The following is a 19,279-nucleotide window of genomic DNA, read 5'->3' as shown; positions in this document are numbered from 1 at the left end:
GTCCCTATCGTCTAGAGGCCTAGGACACCGCCCTTTCACGGCGGTAACAGGGGTTCGAATCCCCTTAGGGATGCCACTTCTTAGAAGTACAAAAAAACCAGCATTAGCTGGTTTTTTTGTCTCTAAAATTTGATACCACGTAGATCAATCATTGATGCATAAGTGGTATCAAATATCATTGAACTCATTGATACCACTTTTTAGTGTCGTTAGCCTAAAAATTCTATGTTGATAATTGGTTTGAAGTATTAAACAAACTGATACTTTCTTCTGCAAAACCAACCCCAGCTTCACTGTAAAAGTTAAAGACTTTATCAACACCGAAATCTTCTAATGCGGTACGTTCATCATCATAACGGGCAATTGCCGCAATTTTTCCTTGATAATTTGCATGCTTTAACTGGACGGTAATATTCATAATATCTTGAACAGAAGGAAGAGCTAACAACACGAGTTTTATTTTATTTAAATCGATATTTTCCCAAAAATCAGCATCTTCAGCATCTCCTTGAAATACCTGTACTCCTTTGTCAGAAAGTAAATCAATTTTAGCTTTATCGGTATCTAATCCCCATGCTTGATTAGCGTGTTGAGCATGTAGTGCTCGGTATGCGCCCATACCAACGCGTCCCATGCCGATGATAACAATAGGAGCATCACAAGGTTGAACAAAGCTATCTTCAGGTAACTTTTCAGCCTGTTGATATCGACAAATACTTGTTTTGTGATTGGCATAAAATTCATGAGCGAAGTTATAGAGTACATTAGTGATAACAAAGGAAATAGATACACTAAGTGCAAGAATAACTAACCACTCTTTTGGTAGCCAACCAGCGCTGGTACTTAATGCAGCAACGATTAAACCAAATTCGCTAAAATTGCTTAAGGTTAATGATGCTAAGAATGCCGTGCGTGCGCGTAGTTTTAATTTGGTAAATAATACAAAAAATATGGCAAACTTTACTGGCAACACTAAGGTAAGAACGCAGGCAATTGCGAACATTTCCCACGTGGGTAATGCCGTAAAGCCAATTGATAAAAAGAAGCCTATTAAAAAAATGTCTTTAAAACTCATTAGTGACTTTGTAATTTCGGTGGCCTTAACATGGCTAGCTAAATACATGCCAGCAAGCAGGGCGCCTAAGTCGCCTTTGATTTTAACCAGTTCAAATAACTCATAAGCACCAAAAGCTAAGAAAAATCCAGTTAATGGTAACAATTCACCGTGACCAACCTTTGAAATTAGTTGATTAATAAGGGGTTTAAGGGGAATAAATACAAGTAATAGTAAAGCCCATACTGTTGGTGTTTTTCCTGTTGCAATTACAAGAAATGCAACGGCAACAATATCTTGCATGACTAATATGCCAACGGCTAACTTGCCGTGACGAGTTTTCATTTCACCGTGGTCTTCAAGTAATTTTACGACACAAACAGTGCTACTAAAAGAGAGTGCAAAAACAACTAAGGCTGCTATCTGGTAATCAGCATCAGCGAAGAACGTAACAGAAAGCAAGGCAAGTAATTTAAAACTAGCAATACCAACGATCATCCACACTAACGTATGCGATAAACTGCCTGCCCAAACTTCTGCTTTTATTAAGTCTTTTATGTTTAGTTTTAAGCCAATGGTAAAAAGCATTAAAGTAATGCCGATATTCGCAAGTGTTAACACTAAATCATCTGCTTGAAAGCCGAGGAAATGTAAAATAAAGCCCGCTAATAAATAGCCGATTGAAGGTGGTAAGGTAATCACTTTAGCGGCGAAGCCACAAAGAAAGGCAAATAAAATCCAGATAAATTCCATTCAATATTACTCGTTTATTTCATAAGGTTTTTAAGTTGTTCAGCAACATAATCAGCAATGATCGGTTGTGCTTTTACATTAGGGTGTATACCGTCTTGCATCATTAACTCTGGGTTAAGTGCGACTTGTTCCATAAAAAATGGTAATAATGTTGCGTTGGTTTCTTTTGCGACTTCTTTAAAAACGGCTTCAAACATTTTGTTATAGCGTGGTCCATAATTAGGAGTGATCTTAATTTGCATCAACGTAACGGGGATGTTTTTTTCTTGCGCAATTTTAACCATTTGTAACAAATTATGTTTTATTGCGCTGGGTTGGTAACCTCGTAAACCATCATTACCACCTAATTCAATAATTAGATGATCTATGTTATTTTCCGCTAAAATGCCAGGAAGTCGAGATAAACCGCCGCTTGTTGTTTCACCGCTTATGCTAGCATTAAGGATGGAGTAGGGGGCGTTTTGTTTTGCGAGCTTTTGATTAAGTAAATGCACCCAGCCTTGATGCTGTTGCATCCTATAACTTGCACTGACACTATCACCTAATAGTAAAATAGTGTTAAATGCTTGAGCTTTTGATCCAATGATTAAAGAAAATAGTATTAAGTAAATAAAAAGTAGGTAGTTTTTCATGCAGGTAAATTCCGAAACAATTCTCAAAGTTAATGCGCTGACCAAATCGGTTCAGTTAGAAGATAAATCATTATCACTTTTACAGCCAACCGAATTAACGGTGAATGCTGGTGAAACCCTTGCGATAGTTGGTTCATCTGGTTCAGGTAAAACAACATTATTATCAATTCTAGCGGGATTAGATTTACCAAGCTCAGGAGAAGTGTATCTTAAAAACCACCCGTTACACCAGCTTAATGAAGAACAACGTAGCCAAGTAAGGGCGCAGCATGTGGGTTTTATTTTCCAACAATTCCTATTGGTTAATAGCTTAACGGCTCTAGAAAATGTGATGTTACCCGCTGAGCTCGCCAATACAGAAAATGCTGTCGAAAGAGGTAAAGCGCTATTAGAACAGGTAGGGTTAGGCGATAGAATGGAACATTATCCTAGCCAACTCTCTGGTGGCGAGCAGCAACGCGTTGCCATTGCTCGCGCGTTTATAACTGAACCCGATATTTTATTTGCTGATGAACCTACTGGTAACCTTGACACCAAAACAGGGCTTACGGTGACCGACTTACTTTTTGCTTTAAACGAAAAAACGGGTACTACGCTTGTGCTTGTTACCCATGACCCTAAGTTAGCTGCACGTTGTCAACGACAAGTAGAAATGGATAGCGGTGTTTTAACTGAGGCGCGATCGGATAGTGACTTTGTTGATAGATCGGCAATTAACGTGGCAAATATGGGTTAATGATGACAGCAAAAAATACTATTTGGATCAAACAATCATTGCGTTTACTTGATCATGAATTAAGGCGTGGTGAGCTAACTATTATCTTTTTAGCCATCGTGTTAGCTGTGGCTACAGTGTTTTCATTAACCGGTTTTTCAGGACAAATAAAACACGCTATTGTCGCAAACAGCACCAACACCATTGCTGCTGATCGTGTGTTTAGCGGAAACCGGCCAATAGATGATAAGTTTATTGAAAAGGCTAAATCATTGGATTTAGCCGTTGCCCAAAAAGTGTCTACCGATTCCATGGTATTTCATGGCGATAATATGATACTCAGTGAACTTGATGCGGTGAGCGAAAATTACCCTCTAAGAGGCGAGTTGACCATCAAGCGTTCTATTAATGGCGACGAAGAAGTCGTTGGCGGCCCTAAACGTGGTGAGTTATGGGTCGAAAGGAGTTTGTTAAGTCGTTTAGGGGTTGAAATTGGCGATATTGTAGAAATTGGTGTTGCGCCATTTTCTATCGCTGGTGTATTAGTCAATGTGCCGGATCGTTCATACCGGTTTTTAGTGGCTGGACCTAGTATTATCATGCATGTTGATGATTTAGCTAAGACTGAACTAATACAACCCGGTAGTCGTCTCAGTCACGGTTATTTATTTGCAGGTGAACAAGACAATGTTGAAGAATACGAAGAATGGGTAAAACCTCAGGTAAATGACACACAACGCTGGTATGACGCCAAACGCGCGCAAAATCGCTTGTCTACAACCTTAGACAGTGCTGAGCGATTTCTCTCTTTAGCAAGCATGTTAGGCATTGTTTTAGCTGCAGTCGCCGTTGCGGTTGCTAGCCGACGTTACGGGCAGCGTCACCAGTCGGTAGTTGCGGTATTTCGTGCGCTTGGTGCAACCATATCCCACGTGAGAAATTTGTATTGCCTACATTGGACACTACTAAGCGTGATCAGCATTGCAGTCGGTTTATTACTTGGCTACCTTTTATTGCTGATAGGCGCTAACGCTATAGAAAGTTACTTATCGTTAGATAATACACCGTTAACCATTGTGCCATTTATTACCGCTATTATTACCGGTTTAATTTGCGCTGTTGCCTTTGCAATTCATCCAATAAAAGACCTTATACAAACTTCGCCTTTATCAGTTATTCGTGGCTTTTCAGTTACAAAACTACCTAAATTTGGTAGTCATCAACTAATTCCATTAATTGCTTTATTTGCATTATTGCTCATGTTTAGTGGCGATATTATTATGAGTATCTCGCTTTTAGCGGGAGGTATATTAGTGTCTGCACTGTTACTAACAATTGGCCGATTAGTGATGAGTGCTGGGCGCAGTGTGGGTACGAAAGCAGGTAAGTCTTGGCACTTAGCATTAGCGAATTTAAAACGTCGTGCTAGTGAAAATAGCGTGCAACTCGTTAGTTTCACCATCGCCATTAAGTTATTACTGTTAATAACGGTGATGAAAACATCGATTATTGATGAATGGCAGTCGCAATTTCCTGACGATACACCAAATCAATATTTGGTCAATATTACCGAAGAACAGATCGCGCCGCTACAAGCATTTACGGAAGAATACGATATTCCTCATCGTGGTTTTTATCCCGTATATCGTGGACGTTTAACGGCTATTAATGGTGAACAAACCATTAGGGTTAGACGCGATGAAACTGAAGAAGAGGTTAGCCAAGATAAACAGGAAGAAAAGAGTGAACAAGAAAGTGAAGGACGACGTGGTATGGGGCGTGAACTCGGTTTAACGTGGCGAAATGATGTTCCTTACCAAAATAAAATCATCGAGGGTAGTTGGTGGCAAGCTGAAGATAAAACACCTCAAGTGTCAATTGAATCTGGTGTTGCAGAGCGTTTAGCAATAAAACTTGGTGACGAGTTAGCGTTTGATATTGGCGGACGAACCTTTACAGTATCTGTGACGAGCATTCGTGAGGTTGATTGGAAAACACGCCAATTGAATTTCATCATGGTGTTTAATCAGGCTGTATTTGCTGATTTCCCTTCGACATCAATTTCCGCATGGAAAGTAGCACCAGAGAAAAAGGATGCATTTTATAATTTAATTGCTCAATACCCCACTATTTCCATGATAGATTTTGACGCAATTATGAAACAACTCAATGAAATGATTGAGCAAGTAACCATCGCAATTGAACTAATCTTAGTGCTTGTTGTATTAGCTGGCAGTTTAGTATTAGTGGCTCAAGTTCAGGCAAGTATGGAAGAGCGAGAACGTGAGTTAGCAATTTTAAGAACACTCGGCGCGAAAGGGTCATTACTACGCAATAGTGTTTTGTTTGAATTTATTGCGTTGGGTGCGATTGCTGGTTTTATGGCTAGTGTCGGCATGGAAATAGGTGTGTTTATTTTACAAACACAAACCTTTGAAATGGAGCCAACATTTCATTTTAGTTATTGGCTGGTAGGTATTTTATCCGGTGCGGCTTTTGTTGGTACCATTGGCATGCTTAGTTGTTGGCGATTACTAAACCTTACCAGTGTGACATTGATTAGGCGAACAATGTAATACTGTTTTAACGCTATGGAAAGTATCGCTTTATTAAGACATTAGCGATACTTTTTCATTTTAATCAGTTATATTGCAAACACAAAAGTATAAGAAAAAGCTACTATGGGAATATCACAACCGAGCTCTGGTGTACTAAAAGGGTTATTGATTACGGCGGCTTTATTTGTCGTGCTAGCAGGGTTGAAATCTGCTTCTGTTATTTTAGTGCCGTTTTTATTATCGACCTTTATCGCGATTATTTGTAATCCATTGGTCTATCGAATGGAGCGATACAAAATACCGAAACCGCTAGCAGTGCTGTTGGTAGTACTCATTTTCGTTAGTATTGTGTTATCGCTTGCTGGGCTAGTTGGTACTTCATTGTCGCAACTTTCCGAAGAGATGCCTACGTATCGTGAACAACTTAACGAGCAACTTGTCTGGGTAGTAGAATACATTGCGCAATTTAACGTAATTCTTTCAAAAGAGTTAGTTATGGAGCATGTTGACCCTTCAGCTGCAATGGGTCTTGCTGCTGATATGCTCAGCGGTTTAGGTAATGTGATGGCGAATTTGTTTTTGATCATCATTACTGTTGTTTTTATGTTATTTGAAGCGCCATCAATGCCACATAAACTTCACGTTGCACTTGATGATCCGCAAATGCGTTTAAAGCAAATCGGTAAATTTTTAACTTCTGTTAATGATTACTTAGCCATTAAAACTTTAGTAAGCCTCGCTACAGGCGTGTGTGTTTCATTGATGCTTTGGGCTTTTGGTTTAGATTTTCCCGTGCTTTGGGGCGTGTTAGCTTTTTTACTTAACTACATTCCTAATATTGGTTCAATCATTGCGGCTGTTCCTACAATGTCATTAGCGGTTTTACAATTAGGTCCTGCGCATGCTGGCTTTATTGGTTTAGGTTATTTATTGATTAATACCATCATGGGTAATATGGTTGAACCACGCTTTTTAGGTAAAGGCGTGGGTTTGTCAACGTTAGTCGTGTTTTTGTCATTAATATTTTGGGGCTGGTTATTGGGTACCGTAGGTATGTTATTGTCGGTACCGTTAACGATGATCATAAAAATAGCCCTGGAAAGTACTAAGGAAGGAAAGTGGCTTGCGGTATTATTGTCGGGCGATGAAGAGCATAAAACCGAAGCTAAAGCTGCTTAAGTTTTAGGCTTTTCACCAAAGCGACACATTCCATTAGAGCTAAATTGCACAGCTTGTTGACGTTTTTTACCGATCAGCAAGCTGCCATCATCTAAAAATAAAAAATTCTTCCAGCACTGCTTAAATAACCCCCAAGTTGTTTCAAGTACACATTGACGATTCAAACAGTAATAAACTGTTGTGTTTTCTTCCCAGTTTATATGTAGCAATAGTTCGTCAGGCAAGCTTGGGTTTTCACTCTCCCAACGAGGCTCCCATGCTATTTGCTCTGTTAAATGTTTTTCTTGAGCTGGCCAGTCATGTTTAGTAAACAATTCAGGATGAACCGCGTTTTTACTGATAAACGTATCCCATAACGTTGCTGCTCTTTCTTCTGACATTGGCTTGATTTGAGCCAGTTGCTCTGCTGTTAAAGGCATACTTTGATGACGAAATATCCAAGCATGTTTAAATTGTTCAAGCGGTAAATGAGTCATGTGATCTCAGGTTGACGTAAAAAGCGGTAGTATAACAATGAACTGATAGTAAACCATACTGAATCTATAAATCGATAACATAAATGAGCATTTATTGAGGAAAATGGTATTCGTCAATTAAAGTAAGTAACTACCACAATCAATATTGATAAATCATTATTTAACCTAAGCTAAGGTTACTTACTTTAGCATGTGTTGATCTTTCTAGAGTATGTTTACCTTTGAGATTAAAACGATTTAATCGTTGTAAAAATCAACGCGAAAGATCAACAGGGCCGAATAGTATTAGATTAAAGAATTAACCGTGATTGGTTGTCGAGCAATATTTTTTTACCGATACCTTTAACGTTGAGCAAATCATCTAAAGATGAGAATTGACCAATTTGTTCACGGTATAAAATAATCGCTTGCGCTTTCTTTGTACCAATACCTTTTAGTGTAGATAACTGCGCTGCGTCAGCATTGTTTAAGGCTATTTTAGTTATGCTTGCTTGGTTTGCTGATGTAGGTTCTTTGCTAGCGATTTCATCGGCAATGGTGTTTAACGACAATAATGCCGTCAATAATACGAGTGTTTTGATTTTCATCATCATATCCTTGATGGTTAATGTTAATTCCAAATAAGTGCCAACCAATTCGACACTTGGCATTATTTCTAGAAGTGAAAATCAAATTTGTCAAATTTCATTGCTGCATTAGTTTGAATACTTGCTTGATGTAGCAATAACATTTAAGGCTTAGCTTCGTGAAGCAATGTATTTTTCATAATCAGGCACTGACTTATCATAACATTGGCTAAAAAGTGACGATTCAATTAAAAAATCAGCGGTAGATCGATTACAAGCAACGGGAATATTCCACACAGCAGCCAAACGAAGCAGCGCTTTAACATCAGGATCATGAGGTTGTGCTTCAAGGGGATCCCAGAAAAAGATCATAATATCAATTTTTTGTTCAGTAATTAACGCGCCAATTTGTTGATCGCCACCCAATGGGCCGCTGATCAGCCTTTGTATTGGTAATGCCGTTTGTTTTTCAATATGTAAACCTGTGGTGCCGGTCGCGTATAAAGTGTGTTCTGCAAGTTTAGCCTTATACTTATTACACCATAAGATCAATTCAGGTTTCATATTATCGTGTGCAACTAAAGCAATGGACTTTTTGGCAGGTGCGGTAATTTGCATATAATTCATAGCGTTTCTCATCGTCAATTATCTACTTGAGCGTAGCATGAACATAAAATAAAATGCTAGCGCTTACTTAGAGTGAATTGTTTTAGCCTTATACACGAATTATCACGGTCTTCTTTGTTCACAATGGTTTTTGATTTTTACACAGGCAACGTATTGGTTAGGTTTCCATAAGAAATAGAGAATAATTCTCGCTTTCATCAAAGCGTGTTGCATCTTATCGTTTTTACTTTATTGATTAATTTTTTATTTAAATTATGATGAACTAGTTGGGGGCGACATTGCGCGGAAAGCGAGACTTTTTCTCTAATCGTATAAGGATATAATGTATGAATAGTTTTATCAGATGGTTCTTTTTCGTGGCTTTAATTATTGCTGCCATTGCTTGTTATTCTTATGGTAGCTCAACGGGTTTATTTGTTTTTATTGTACTAGGTGGCATATTTGAGTTGGCATGTTGGTTTGGTATATTTTCAAGAAAAAGTAGGCATTCTAAAGCGTAAAAACTACAGCTAACAAGCCATAACAGAAGAGGAATTATTAATAACTTCTTCGGTGTCACTTCGTTTTGCATTTTTGTAAATTAATAACTGCATTGAGTGAGACATTGGGTAACGTTTTAATGTTAATCACTTCGGAGAAACAAAGCCATGCTGAAAAAATACCTTAAATATATATATCGTGTTCTGTTTATTATTTTTACCTGTATTTCGATGCAAACTTTCGCATCGGATATCTTTGTTCGAGATAATATCGAGTCTTTTGAGATAAATGGGCTGACACTTAATTCTTCTGTAGAGGAATTAGAAGCGCTGGTAAAAGGGAGCTTTAAATGCAGTACTAAAGAACGTTTTGGTGTAAGTTATTGGACATGTCGTTCTTTTTCTAATAAAAAAGCCAAGACAACGTTAAAAATTAGTGTCGATAATCAGGAAATTGTATCAATTCACCTTCACAGTCAAATGACCAAAAATTCAGCTGACCAATTGAATAGCCAACTCTCAGAGTTAAACCAGAGATTACTTAAAGAAGGCGTTATTCAAACAGGTAGAAATGTGCACAGCGAAGACATATTTTTTTATCACAAAGATGAGTCGCCAGTTATGCCTAACACATACATGACTGTTAAAACTACGCTAGAATGCTCAATAAAAGAACCCGTTATCTTCGGATTACAAGCGACGTTAATGGCCCTTGGCAATACTATTGACGTGAATGTTTCAGCATACAAAATGCAAGTAAAGCAATGTTAAACTGTGCGTCAGGCATTAATAACTTGTTGTAAGCATATATCAACATCAACTAACAAGACTACGCCGCTATATCATAAAATTTAGCGGCGAGTATTTGTTCAAATGTTGCTGTACACGTTTCAATTTCTAACCCCCGTTTCCCACCACTGACATATATCGTATCAAAAGCCATTGCACTCTTATCAATTAACGTTTTTAAGCGTTTTTTTTGTCCAAAAGGACTAACACCGCCTAATACATAACCTGTGGATGCTTGTACTTTTGCCGGCTCAGCCATTATCGCTTTTTTACCACCAATAGCTTTTGCCACGGCTTTTAAACTCAGTTTTTGTGAAACGGGAATAATTGCGACAACCAGCTGTTTACTATCCACTTCAGTCACTAAGGTTTTAAAGACTTTATTGCTGTTGATACCGAGCTTTTCTGACGCTTCAAGCCCGTAATTTTGTGCACAAGTGTCATGCTCATAACTGTGTAATTGGTAGCTGATTTTTGCCTTATCAAGTAATTTTACTGCCGGAGTCATCGTTTACCTTAATATTTAACTAACTGTACTATGTAAGGCAATACGATTGCCCTCGGTATCTCTAACTACTGCTCTGATACCATGCTCACCCATTTTAAATTTTTCTTCAATAATGTCGACGTCAAAGGTTTTTGCTTGTGCAACAGCATCATCTAATCGGCCTTCAACATTAAAATAAAGTAAAGGGCCAAAAGGGGCTATATGCTCAGCCGGTGATTCAATTAAACAGCCCGATACATTGGTATGACTGTGGGGTAACAAACCAAAGCGGAAGTTTTCAAAAACTTCTTTTTTGACCTCTGCGGCCAAAACAGCAGAATAAAATGAAATGGCGCGATCTAAATCAATCACAGGAATGTCTACCCATACAATTTGATTATCCATAATATTTCCTTATTTTTATGATGATTCTTTGTGCTATTTGTACCATAACAACCTAACGAGCTTTGATAGTTTTTGCAAATATGATTCTTATTGTATGCGATCTGCGATAGAATTTTAGCTATTATAAAATCAATTATTTTCTCACATGGCATTTCGGATATTACACACTTCTGATTGGCACTTAGGCCAACACTTTTATGGTAAAAGCAGAGCGAATGAGCACCAACAATTTATTGATTGGCTACTAGAACAAGTAAAAAAACAGCAGATTGACGCCGTGATTGTTGCTGGAGATATTTTTGACACTGGCACTCCGCCAAGTTATGCCCGAGAAATGTACTTTAACTTTATTGTCGCCCTTAGCAAACTTAATTGTTCAGCGGTTATTTTAGCCGGCAATCATGATTCAGTCGCGATGCTAAATGAGTCTTCTCGTTTATTAAACACGTTAAATTGTCATGTTGTGGTTAAAGCACAAGATATTGCAGCAGCACCCGAACAATTAATATACTTAGAAAATGCTCAACAAGAAAAAGCGGTTGTATGTGCGGTACCTTTTATTCGACCACGCGATATTTTACAAAGTACTGCTGGGCAATCAGCAAAAGAAAAGCAACAACAGCTACAGCATGCTATTGCAGAACATTATCAGCAATTAGTGAAAGCAGCGAAGGCGAAAATAGCACCAAACACTGCCGTTATCGCTACCGGCCATTTAACCACCGTTGGGGCAAGTTGTAGTGATTCTGTTCGAGATATTTATATTGGTACGTTAGATGCTTTTCCTGCTAGTGAATTTCCAAACGTAGACTACTTAGCCCTTGGCCATATACATCGGCCACAAATTATCGGTAAACAAACGCATATTCGCTATTGTGGTTCACCCATTCCGTTAAGTTTTGATGAAACAGCACAAGCGAAAAGTGTCAATATGGTTTGTTTTGAACAAGGTAAAATGTCGGCATGCACCCCCATAGAGATACCCATGTTTCAAGCGATGGCGACAGTGAAAACATCATTAGAGCAATTAGAAGACAAAGTAGCTGATACATTAGCGCAATTGTCATTGGAAGGTGACGATAAACTTTGGCTCGATATAGAGCTTAGTCAAGGGGATTATTTATTAGATTTAACGGCTAGAGTTCAAGAGATACTTGCTGATTATCCTGTTGATATATTACTGGTACGAAAAGCAAAAAAATCCCGCTTAAACATGTCACCGCAAGATAAAGTAACCTTAGAAGAATTAAAGGTTGATGATGTGTTTCAAGCACGTTTAGCACTTGAAGATTGGTCAAATGAAGACGATTTAAAACAACGTTTAACGCTGTTATTTAATCAAGCCGTAGAACAATGCGAACAACAAAACTCAGATGAAAATGAACAAGCCGAGGTGACATCATGAGAATATTGTCGCTGCGCTTTGAGAATATTAATTCGCTTAAAGGTCAATGGTTTATCGACTTCACGCAAGCGCCGTTTGATGAAAGCGCATTATTTGCGATAACAGGTGACACTGGAGCAGGTAAAACAACGATTTTAGACGCGATTTGCTTAGCACTTTATCATCAAACGCCACGAATCGCGATTTCAGAAAGCCAAAATCAACTAATGACACGTCACACAGCAAACTGTATGGCAGAGGTTGAGTTTGAGGTAAATAATAACAGCTATCGTGCTTTTTGGAGTCAACGACGTGCTAAAAATCAGCTTGATGGCAAGTTACAAAAACAGGTAACGGAACTTGCTCAACAAGACGGTACTATCATTGCGAATAAAATTTCTGAAGTAAAGCAACAGGTTGAGCAGATAACAGGGCTCAACTTTTCAAGGTTTACTAAATCAATGATGCTGTCACAAGGTCAATTTGCTGCCTTTTTAAATGCCAGCGATAAAGATCGTGCGGAATTGCTAGAACAACTAACAGGCACAGAAATTTATAGTGTGATCTCTCAACAAGTTTATGAGAACTTTCGTCAAGCGAAAGAGCAATTAACCTTATCGAAAAGCCAGTTAGACCAATTAGAGTTACTTGATGATGATGCTAAAAAAGCGTACGTACAAGAGAAAAAAACACTAGCAACAGATGAACAAACGCTTCTCGCTGAAAAACAACGTTGGTCGCAATTGGCCGATAAACTTAGACAGCAAGATGAGTTAACACAACAAGCACTCAAGGCCGCTGAGTTACAAAAATCTGCAACTGAATTGGCAGAGAAACATGCGCAGCAATTAACGCAATTAACCCTTGCTGAACCAGCAGAACAACTTCGATCCGTTTTTGGAGAATTTAGCCATCACCAAGCTCAATTAACTGAATTAACAAATACGATTGAGCAAAGAAATAACAACTTATTAGATACCCAACATGTTGTTCATACGCATCAACAAACATTAGATAAGCAGAAACAGTTGCATGATGCTGAGCTAAAAGTCATTACAGAGAAAGAGACATTATTAAACACTAAGGTGATACCACTTGATAGCCAAATAACCTTATTAACAGAACAACATAAAACGCTAGAACAAACGGTATTACAAGCCAAAACAGAGCATGAAAATGTTCAACAGCAGTTAGTAACGTTAACGCAAGAACAACAGCAGCAACAAACTCAAGTTAATGATACTCAACAAAGCCTACGTAAACTAACCTATGCAGAAGCGTTAAGCGATAAATTACCGCTTTGGCATCATCAAGAACAATCACTTGCGCAACAAGCACAGCACTATTCACAGCTAAAACAACAATACGTTGAGGATGAACAAAAGCACCAATCAACGATTATCCAAGAAAAAACCTTATTAGCTGATATTGAATCTGCGCAAACACCTTTAAAGCAACAGCAAAATCAATTACAAGAAATTATAGGGCGTCATCAAGCGCTTTTAACGGCGTTTGAATGTCAGTCAGAAAATGATTTACACCAGCAGCTTTCAGCAAAACAACAATACGGGCAGCAACTCAACGATTGTGTCAATATAACGACAAATATCACCACTATAGAACAACAATTAGGTGATATAAATCAGCAAATATCTGAAAAAACCACGCAAAGTCAAACGACTGAACAAGCACTTTTAGAATGTAGAACACGTTTTAAACAGGTTAAACAACAAGTAAAAGATGTAGAACTGATTGTTACTCAACAGCAGGCAATTATGTCGTTGAGTCATCATCGAGAAAGTTTATCACCGCATCAAGCTTGCCCGTTATGTGGTTCAACGGAACACCCGTTGATTAACGAGTATAAGCATGTGCAGCCAGATGAACATCAACAACGCTTAGTTGCGCTGACAAATGAGTTACAGCAAATTGAAAAGCAAGGAAAAAGCATTAATTCAGACTTTGACCGTCTAGTAAGTGCGATTGAAACCCTTAATAATCAACAGCAGCAATTACAACAGCAACTGATAAACTGCACAAATCAATTTTCAGATAAAGGGCAGGGTTTACCTGAACATGTCTTATCAGGTGATAATAATCAACGCATTGCTAATCTTAATCAGTTTATTACCGATAATAACGGTTCAATTAATACCCTGCAGGAGGCATTGAATAAACTATCCGTTCTTAGCCAAGAAAAAGATCAGTTACAACTAATAACACAAAATGAACAAAAGCAATTAGATCAAAAAATTAGTCAACAAGCGATAATAAGTAACCAACTTGTTAGTCAACAACAATCATTACAACAACTGACGAAACAAATACAAGAACTTGAACAGCAACAGCAAAATAATGCTCAGCAGTTAATAGCAGAAATTAAGATGTTAGTAGGGGATGAAACATTACCATTCTTATCAGATGTTGAAAATGATGTGTTATTTGAACGATTTAAACATTGGTTAACGGATAAATCGGTATTACTGGAAAACTGGCGACGAGATAAGGGTTCATTAGAGTCGTTAGAAAAGTCGCTGCTTGATCTTAACTACAAAATAGAACAATTAAACCAGCAAATTACCACTATTTTGCAAACACACGATAAACATCAACAACAGCTAAATAGTGTCGCTGATGAATTAACTACGCTGCAAAAGCGCCGCGTTGAGTTAGTGGGTGAGCAAACAATTGAAGAGATTCGTGCGCAATTGATTCGTCAAAAAAACGATGCTGATAATACGTTAAAATTAAAACAAGATGAATTAAACACTGCACAAGCATTGTTCACTAATACTCAAGCGATCATTGAAAACTTAAAGGAACAACATCAACAGCAACGTATAAAAGCAGAGCAAGCTAATGCCGCTTGGCAAGATGCTTTAACACAAAGTCAATTTTCTAGTCAGCAAGAATTTGAACAAGCGTTGATGGATAACGAACAAAAACAAGCCATTACTGTTATTGCAAAAAACATAGAACAACACCAGCAACAGGCTGAACATTTGCAAAATGAAGTTAAAACGCGAAATGCTACGTTGTTACCAGAGATAGAGCAATTGAAGCAACAAGACGTTTCTGCAGAAAATAGGTCACAATGCGAAGAAAAGTTGGCTGAAATTGAGTTGTCTTTAAAGCAATTGCAACTGAATTTAGGACAACTTCAAGCAACACTATTACAAGATGATAAACAACGTGAAAAACAGTCAACACTGCTTGAACATATTGAAACGTTGCAACAACACTTTGATGATTTATCGCATTTAAATGGGCTAATTGGTTCGGCTAATGGTGATAAATTTAGACGCTTTGCTCAAGGGTTAACGCTAAGTCATTTAGTGTATCTGGCAAACCATAGATTAGAGAAACTGCACGGTCGTTATCAATTGCAGTGTAATAACGAAGAAAAGCTTGCCCTATCAGTGGTTGATACATGGCAAGCTGATACCGTGCGCGATACTAAAACGTTATCAGGTGGCGAATCATTCTTGGTCAGTTTGGCACTTGCATTAGCGCTTTCTGATCTTGCTAGCGCTAAAACACAGATAGATTCACTTTTTCTTGATGAAGGTTTTGGTACTTTAGATAATGAAACGCTTGAAATAGCATTAGATGCGCTAGATAGCCTTAATGCCAGCGGTAAGATGATCGGCATCATTAGTCATGTTGATGCGTTAAAAGAGCGGGTTGATGTACAGGTTAAGGTACATAAAAAATCGGGCTTAGGTTACAGCGAATTGTCGTCAATATATAGCGTGAGTTGACCATTGAAGCGATGTAGGTGTAACTTTCATTTAACAGAAACTTAGTAAATAGTGGCAAGGTTTATACAAGCTTAAATGTTAGAAGACCACCATAAATTAAGTTCCTATACGTGAAAACTACTTTTGCTGTGCGATATTTTTCAAGAGTTAATGAACAAAAATGGGTGTAATATATTGCGTATTACACCCGTTTACATAAATGGTTGTTAAAACAAGGTTTTAATTTCGAATTTAATCGTTCTTGGGTGGCCTTGCGCTAACAAGCGCGACCCTGTGGCAGCCCAATAAGCTTTGTCCATGACGTTTTGTGCATATAAACCTAGTTTGAAATTATAACCAGCAATGTTTACTGCATACTTTGCACCTAAATCAAATAATGTATAGCCGCCGGCGGATGTGGTATTTAACGCATCTATGTACCTACTTGCGGTATAGAAACCGCCAACAGATAATTGCAAGCTATCTACATTAGGCACTTGATATTGTAAGTACACAGAAGCTGTTTTATTAGGAGTGTTTTCAATGGTTTTGTTTGTTAACGCTTCACTAGAAGTACGTTTTTGGCGTGCATCGATATATGTGGCATTTGAAGAAATAGACCAGTTGTCAGATAAACTACCTACCATACTTAATTCTACACCTGAGTAATTCGCTCGGCCATCTTGTACATAAAGTTCTGTATCCGGGTGAATAAATGCAGATACTCTATCTATATCAAAATATGCCAAAGTGAATAATAGTTGTTCTGGTGTCTCATATTTGACTCCGTATTCATATTGTTCACTCAAGGCTGCAGGTAATACTTCACCTGCATTTTTTGCAATACCTTGTGCTATCCCACCTTCTTCTAAGCCTTCAATATAACTTGTGTAAAACGACAAATTATCTTGGGGTTTATACATAACACTTGCGGAAATAGTGCCTTGAGTTTCGCTATAATTTGAACTGTCATTGTTGTTTTGATAGTCGGCATAACGATAACCAAGTGTGGTTTGCCATTGTGTATTCAACACTGTTCTTAGTTGGGCATAGAAACCTTTATCCTGAGTTTCTATGGTATTTTTAATGGTACGTTTCGGTTTTGGAAGGGGTTCAATGTTACTGGGATTATATAAATGTTGTTGCCATGCCCCTTGTTTCTCTTTTTCAGGGATAATAGATTCATTGTTTCGTTGACTAAAACCTATAACCCATTGATTTTCAGTTTGATTAAGCGCGAATCCACCTGCTAATTTGATGTCAAATGTTTGATTATCGTACTCTGTATCGGGAAATGTCGATAAACTTACTGTTCCGCCTGTCCCAGATGAAATATCATAGCCGTAAAATGCTGAGTATCGTCTTGTGGCTTCAGCGTAGGCTTTTCCAAGTGAAACATTTAACTGTAACTGAGGTAGAATTTGATACTGTGTTTGAAATAATAGATTGTAAGCGTCGGTTGTGGCCTTAAACCAATCAGCACCATGGTGTATATCTGTATCTAATAGCGGGGGGAGAGTCACTGAACCGTCATCATTAGCTAACAAATAGTACTGTGTTGGCTCGGTAATTTCTCGGGTAATATATTCACCATCAAATTCAATACGAAATTGATCAGAAACATCCCAGTGGTATCCGACTGAGGCAAAATCTCTTTTTCCTGAGGTTCGCATTAACCCTATATCTTCATCCGCGGTAGTTAAATTTACGCGTAAACCGGCATTGTTAAATATGGTACTAATATCAATTGTACCACCAAGTGTGCCTAATTGATTAGCAAACACTGTACCTTCCACGTGATCTTTGTATGCGCGTTCGGTAACCATATTGACAATACCTGCAGGAGCACCAAAACCATAATAAAGGCCAGCTGCACCTTTTAATACTTCAACTCTATACTTATTTTCCATTGGCACTTGTATGTAATTTGCAATAGGTAATAAGCCATTAAGTCGATAATTTGTGGTGTTATTTAACCTAATACCTCTAATGCTTAAGTTACTATAGATTGTCGAATTTATTTGAGCTGCACTAACACCTGCTGTATTTCGCATAGCATCAGCTAGTGAGTAGGTTAACTGAGAGTCAAGTAAGTCTTTTGTTAAAATAGTTGTTGTTAATGGAGTATCTAGAAAGTGCGCATTATTAAAAGTGCCGGCTTGTACATATTGTGCATTGAAACTATTGTTTCTATCAGCTGTTATCTCGATAACCTCTAGATCAGGCTTTGATGTTTCTGCTTCTGAATAAAGAGGGTATAGAAGGCTGCTCAAAGTAAAAAGCAGAAGATTAAATCCTTTTTTCATAATCTTAATAAAAATGATTCTTAATTGTGTTTGGGTGTAATGATATAACGTCTTTTGATGTATATCAATCACAAATGTAATAGCTAATTTATACTCTGATAAAACATTTGATTAGTGAGTTAACTTTTACTAAAGGGTTGATTGTAACTTATGGTAAAATAAACCAATTATTGACTTAAACGTGTAGATACTCACTGTGGAAATTTGGATTTATTTTACCTTGCTGGCTGCATTTATGCAGGCGATTCGCACGGCTGGGCAAAAACAACTTGGTCAACACCTTAGTGCGATGGCAACCACGAGTGTAAGGTATGTGTATGCGTTACCTTTTGCGTATCTATATTTATTTATACTACTTGATATTCGCGAGCAATCAATTCCAAGTTTGAATGATACCTTCCTTGTATATGCGCTAATCGCTAGCGTAATGCAAATTATTGGTACAGCCTGCTTAGTTGCTGCCTTTAATTACCGAAATTTTGCCGTTGCTACCAGTTTAGCAAAAACAGAAGCGATACAGGTGGCAATTTTAGGTGCATTGTTATTTTCAGCATCTTTAAGTGTGTTAGGTTGGTTGTCGGTAATAATTGGCGTTATAGGTGTGCTTATTGTCTCAAAGGTACAATTTACTTTTAATGATGTGTTTAAAAATCCTGGGGCGGGTTTTGGTTTAGCTTCTGGTTTAGGGCTTGCGATCACAACATTGCTGATCAGAGAGTCTAGCTTAGCATTAAACAGTGATCTAATGATTAGTGCAGCCGTAACCTTGGTCTTTATGATTACGGTGCAATCAATTATCTCGTTGTTGTACGTAACGATTCAAAACAAACAACAAATATTGGTGATGTTTAGCCAATGGCGACTTTGCTTATTTGTTGGCATAACCAGCGTTTTAGGGTCAATTGGTTGGTTTACTGCTGCAAGTTTTCAAAACGCTGCTTATGTCAAGGCACTCGGACAGGTAGAGTTTTTTATTACTTTGGTATTAACCTATCGCATTTTTAAAGAACGTATTAGTCTCAAAGAATATGTTGGTATGTTTTTGATCATGCTTAGCGTAGTTATTCTTTTATTGTGGGCGTAGTGTTAGCGTTATAACTCTGGTAAAATCGCCGCCATTAAAATCCCG

General features: G+C 37.9%; 16 protein-coding genes and 1 tRNA gene. 9 read left to right on the top strand and 8 right to left on the bottom strand.

Features of this window, described 5'->3' with window-relative positions; translation table 11 throughout:
* Nucleotides 1–76, top strand: a tRNA-Glu gene (locus Q4489_RS14580).
* Between the two features lie 147 nt (nucleotides 77–223).
* Here Q4489_RS14580 and Q4489_RS14575 read toward each other — a convergent pair.
* On the bottom strand, nucleotides 224–1,807 hold the full coding sequence (locus tag Q4489_RS14575) for a cation:proton antiporter family protein (RefSeq protein ID WP_303481549.1): 1,584 nt from the start codon (nucleotides 1,805–1,807) through the stop codon (nucleotides 224–226).
* Nucleotides 1,808–1,821: 14 nt separating this feature from the next.
* Entirely contained in the window at nucleotides 1,822–2,439 is a 618-nt protein-coding gene (locus Q4489_RS14570) for an arylesterase (protein ID WP_303481547.1), read from the bottom strand.
* Between Q4489_RS14570 and Q4489_RS14565 the strand changes: the two genes are divergently transcribed.
* The 3 genes from Q4489_RS14565 to Q4489_RS14555 all read left to right on the top strand — a co-directional run bounded on the left by Q4489_RS14565 (nucleotide 2,438) and on the right by Q4489_RS14555 (nucleotide 6,891).
* Nucleotides 2,438–3,175, top strand: a complete 738-nt coding sequence (locus Q4489_RS14565; RefSeq protein ID WP_303481545.1) for an ABC transporter ATP-binding protein — start codon at nucleotides 2,438–2,440, stop codon at nucleotides 3,173–3,175. The genes Q4489_RS14570 and Q4489_RS14565 overlap by 2 nt on opposite strands.
* The gene (locus tag Q4489_RS14560) at nucleotides 3,175–5,730 is read left to right on the top strand and encodes an ABC transporter permease (protein WP_303481543.1); all 2,556 of its coding nucleotides are present in this window, start codon (nucleotides 3,175–3,177) and stop codon (nucleotides 5,728–5,730) included. The genes Q4489_RS14565 and Q4489_RS14560 overlap by 1 nt, the downstream gene beginning before the upstream one ends.
* 105 nt (nucleotides 5,731–5,835) lie before the next feature.
* On the top strand, nucleotides 5,836–6,891 hold the full coding sequence (locus tag Q4489_RS14555) for an AI-2E family transporter (protein ID WP_303481541.1): 1,056 nt from the start codon (nucleotides 5,836–5,838) through the stop codon (nucleotides 6,889–6,891).
* Here Q4489_RS14555 and Q4489_RS14550 read toward each other — a convergent pair.
* From Q4489_RS14550 to Q4489_RS14540, 3 genes are all read right to left on the bottom strand, one after another.
* A complete protein-coding gene (locus Q4489_RS14550) occupies nucleotides 6,888–7,367 on the bottom strand; it encodes a DUF2947 domain-containing protein (RefSeq protein WP_303481539.1) in 480 nt (159 codons plus the stop codon). The genes Q4489_RS14555 and Q4489_RS14550 overlap by 4 nt on opposite strands.
* 290 nt (nucleotides 7,368–7,657) lie before the next feature.
* Nucleotides 7,658–8,017 (bottom strand): helix-hairpin-helix domain-containing protein, encoded by a 360-nt coding sequence (locus Q4489_RS14545; RefSeq protein ID WP_303481537.1) that lies wholly within the window; start codon nucleotides 8,015–8,017, stop codon nucleotides 7,658–7,660.
* Between the two features lie 87 nt (nucleotides 8,018–8,104).
* Entirely contained in the window at nucleotides 8,105–8,560 is a 456-nt protein-coding gene (locus Q4489_RS14540; protein WP_303481535.1) for a methylglyoxal synthase, read from the bottom strand.
* Between the two features lie 326 nt (nucleotides 8,561–8,886).
* On the opposite strand from Q4489_RS14540, the gene Q4489_RS14535 reads away from it, so the two are divergent.
* Entirely contained in the window at nucleotides 8,887–9,060 is a 174-nt protein-coding gene (locus Q4489_RS14535; RefSeq protein ID WP_303481533.1) for a hypothetical protein, read from the top strand.
* 210 nt (nucleotides 9,061–9,270) lie between these two features.
* Nucleotides 9,271–9,810 (top strand): hypothetical protein, encoded by a 540-nt coding sequence (locus Q4489_RS14530; RefSeq protein ID WP_303481531.1) that lies wholly within the window; start codon nucleotides 9,271–9,273, stop codon nucleotides 9,808–9,810.
* A gap of 58 nt (nucleotides 9,811–9,868) precedes the next feature.
* Here the strand turns inward: Q4489_RS14530 and ybaK are convergent, their stop codons facing one another.
* Entirely contained in the window at nucleotides 9,869–10,336 is a 468-nt protein-coding gene (gene ybaK, locus Q4489_RS14525; protein ID WP_303481529.1) for a Cys-tRNA(Pro) deacylase, read from the bottom strand.
* A gap of 15 nt (nucleotides 10,337–10,351) precedes the next feature.
* Nucleotides 10,352–10,720 carry a VOC family protein gene (locus tag Q4489_RS14520; RefSeq protein WP_303481528.1) on the bottom strand — a complete coding sequence of 123 codons (369 nt, stop codon included), beginning with the start codon at nucleotides 10,718–10,720 and terminating at the stop codon, nucleotides 10,352–10,354.
* 145 nt (nucleotides 10,721–10,865) lie between these two features.
* Between Q4489_RS14520 and sbcD the strand changes: the two genes are divergently transcribed.
* Nucleotides 10,866–12,125, top strand: a complete 1,260-nt coding sequence (gene sbcD / locus Q4489_RS14515; RefSeq protein ID WP_303481526.1) for an exonuclease subunit SbcD — start codon at nucleotides 10,866–10,868, stop codon at nucleotides 12,123–12,125.
* Nucleotides 12,122–15,865 (top strand): AAA family ATPase, encoded by a 3,744-nt coding sequence (locus Q4489_RS14510; protein WP_303481524.1) that lies wholly within the window; start codon nucleotides 12,122–12,124, stop codon nucleotides 15,863–15,865. The genes sbcD and Q4489_RS14510 overlap by 4 nt, the downstream gene beginning before the upstream one ends.
* A gap of 206 nt (nucleotides 15,866–16,071) precedes the next feature.
* On the opposite strand, the gene Q4489_RS14505 is transcribed toward Q4489_RS14510, so the two are convergent.
* Complete coding sequence (locus tag Q4489_RS14505; RefSeq protein ID WP_303481523.1) at nucleotides 16,072–18,117, bottom strand: TonB-dependent siderophore receptor; 2,046 nt, start codon at nucleotides 18,115–18,117, stop codon at nucleotides 16,072–16,074.
* 229 nt (nucleotides 18,118–18,346) lie between these two features.
* On the opposite strand from Q4489_RS14505, the gene Q4489_RS14500 reads away from it, so the two are divergent.
* The gene (locus Q4489_RS14500; RefSeq protein WP_303481521.1) at nucleotides 18,347–19,234 is read left to right on the top strand and encodes a DMT family transporter; all 888 of its coding nucleotides are present in this window, start codon (nucleotides 18,347–18,349) and stop codon (nucleotides 19,232–19,234) included.
* The last annotated feature ends 45 nt before the right edge of the window (nucleotides 19,235–19,279 follow it).

It is taken from the genome of Thalassotalea sp. 1_MG-2023, from assembly GCF_030546745.1.
Lineage (GTDB): Bacteria > Pseudomonadota > Gammaproteobacteria > Enterobacterales > Alteromonadaceae > Thalassotalea_C.
The sequence above is the reverse complement of the archived record's forward strand: the minus strand, read 5'-3'. Positions and strand labels throughout refer to the sequence as shown.

Coding starts and splice junctions, on each gene's coding strand:
- Q4489_RS14560 (WP_303481543.1), top strand. CDS start 3,175: ATGATGACAGCAAAAAATACTATTTGGATCAAACAATCATTGCGTTTA.
- sbcD (WP_303481526.1), top strand. CDS start 10,866: ATGGCATTTCGGATATTACACACTTCTGATTGGCACTTAGGCCAACAC.
- Q4489_RS14540 (WP_303481535.1), bottom strand. CDS start 8,560: ATGAATTATATGCAAATTACCGCACCTGCCAAAAAGTCCATTGCTTTA.
- Q4489_RS14530 (WP_303481531.1), top strand. CDS start 9,271: ATGCAAACTTTCGCATCGGATATCTTTGTTCGAGATAATATCGAGTCT.
- Q4489_RS14535 (WP_303481533.1), top strand. CDS start 8,887: ATGAATAGTTTTATCAGATGGTTCTTTTTCGTGGCTTTAATTATTGCT.
- Q4489_RS14555 (WP_303481541.1), top strand. CDS start 5,836: ATGGGAATATCACAACCGAGCTCTGGTGTACTAAAAGGGTTATTGATT.
- Q4489_RS14510 (WP_303481524.1), top strand. CDS start 12,122: ATGAGAATATTGTCGCTGCGCTTTGAGAATATTAATTCGCTTAAAGGT.
- Q4489_RS14550 (WP_303481539.1), bottom strand. CDS start 7,367: ATGACTCATTTACCGCTTGAACAATTTAAACATGCTTGGATATTTCGT.
- ybaK (WP_303481529.1), bottom strand. CDS start 10,336: ATGACTCCGGCAGTAAAATTACTTGATAAGGCAAAAATCAGCTACCAA.
- Q4489_RS14520 (WP_303481528.1), bottom strand. CDS start 10,720: ATGGATAATCAAATTGTATGGGTAGACATTCCTGTGATTGATTTAGAT.
- Q4489_RS14565 (WP_303481545.1), top strand. CDS start 2,438: ATGCAGGTAAATTCCGAAACAATTCTCAAAGTTAATGCGCTGACCAAA.
- Q4489_RS14545 (WP_303481537.1), bottom strand. CDS start 8,017: ATGCCAAGTGTCGAATTGGTTGGCACTTATTTGGAATTAACATTAACC.
- Q4489_RS14570 (WP_303481547.1), bottom strand. CDS start 2,439: ATGAAAAACTACCTACTTTTTATTTACTTAATACTATTTTCTTTAATC.
- Q4489_RS14575 (WP_303481549.1), bottom strand. CDS start 1,807: ATGGAATTTATCTGGATTTTATTTGCCTTTCTTTGTGGCTTCGCCGCT.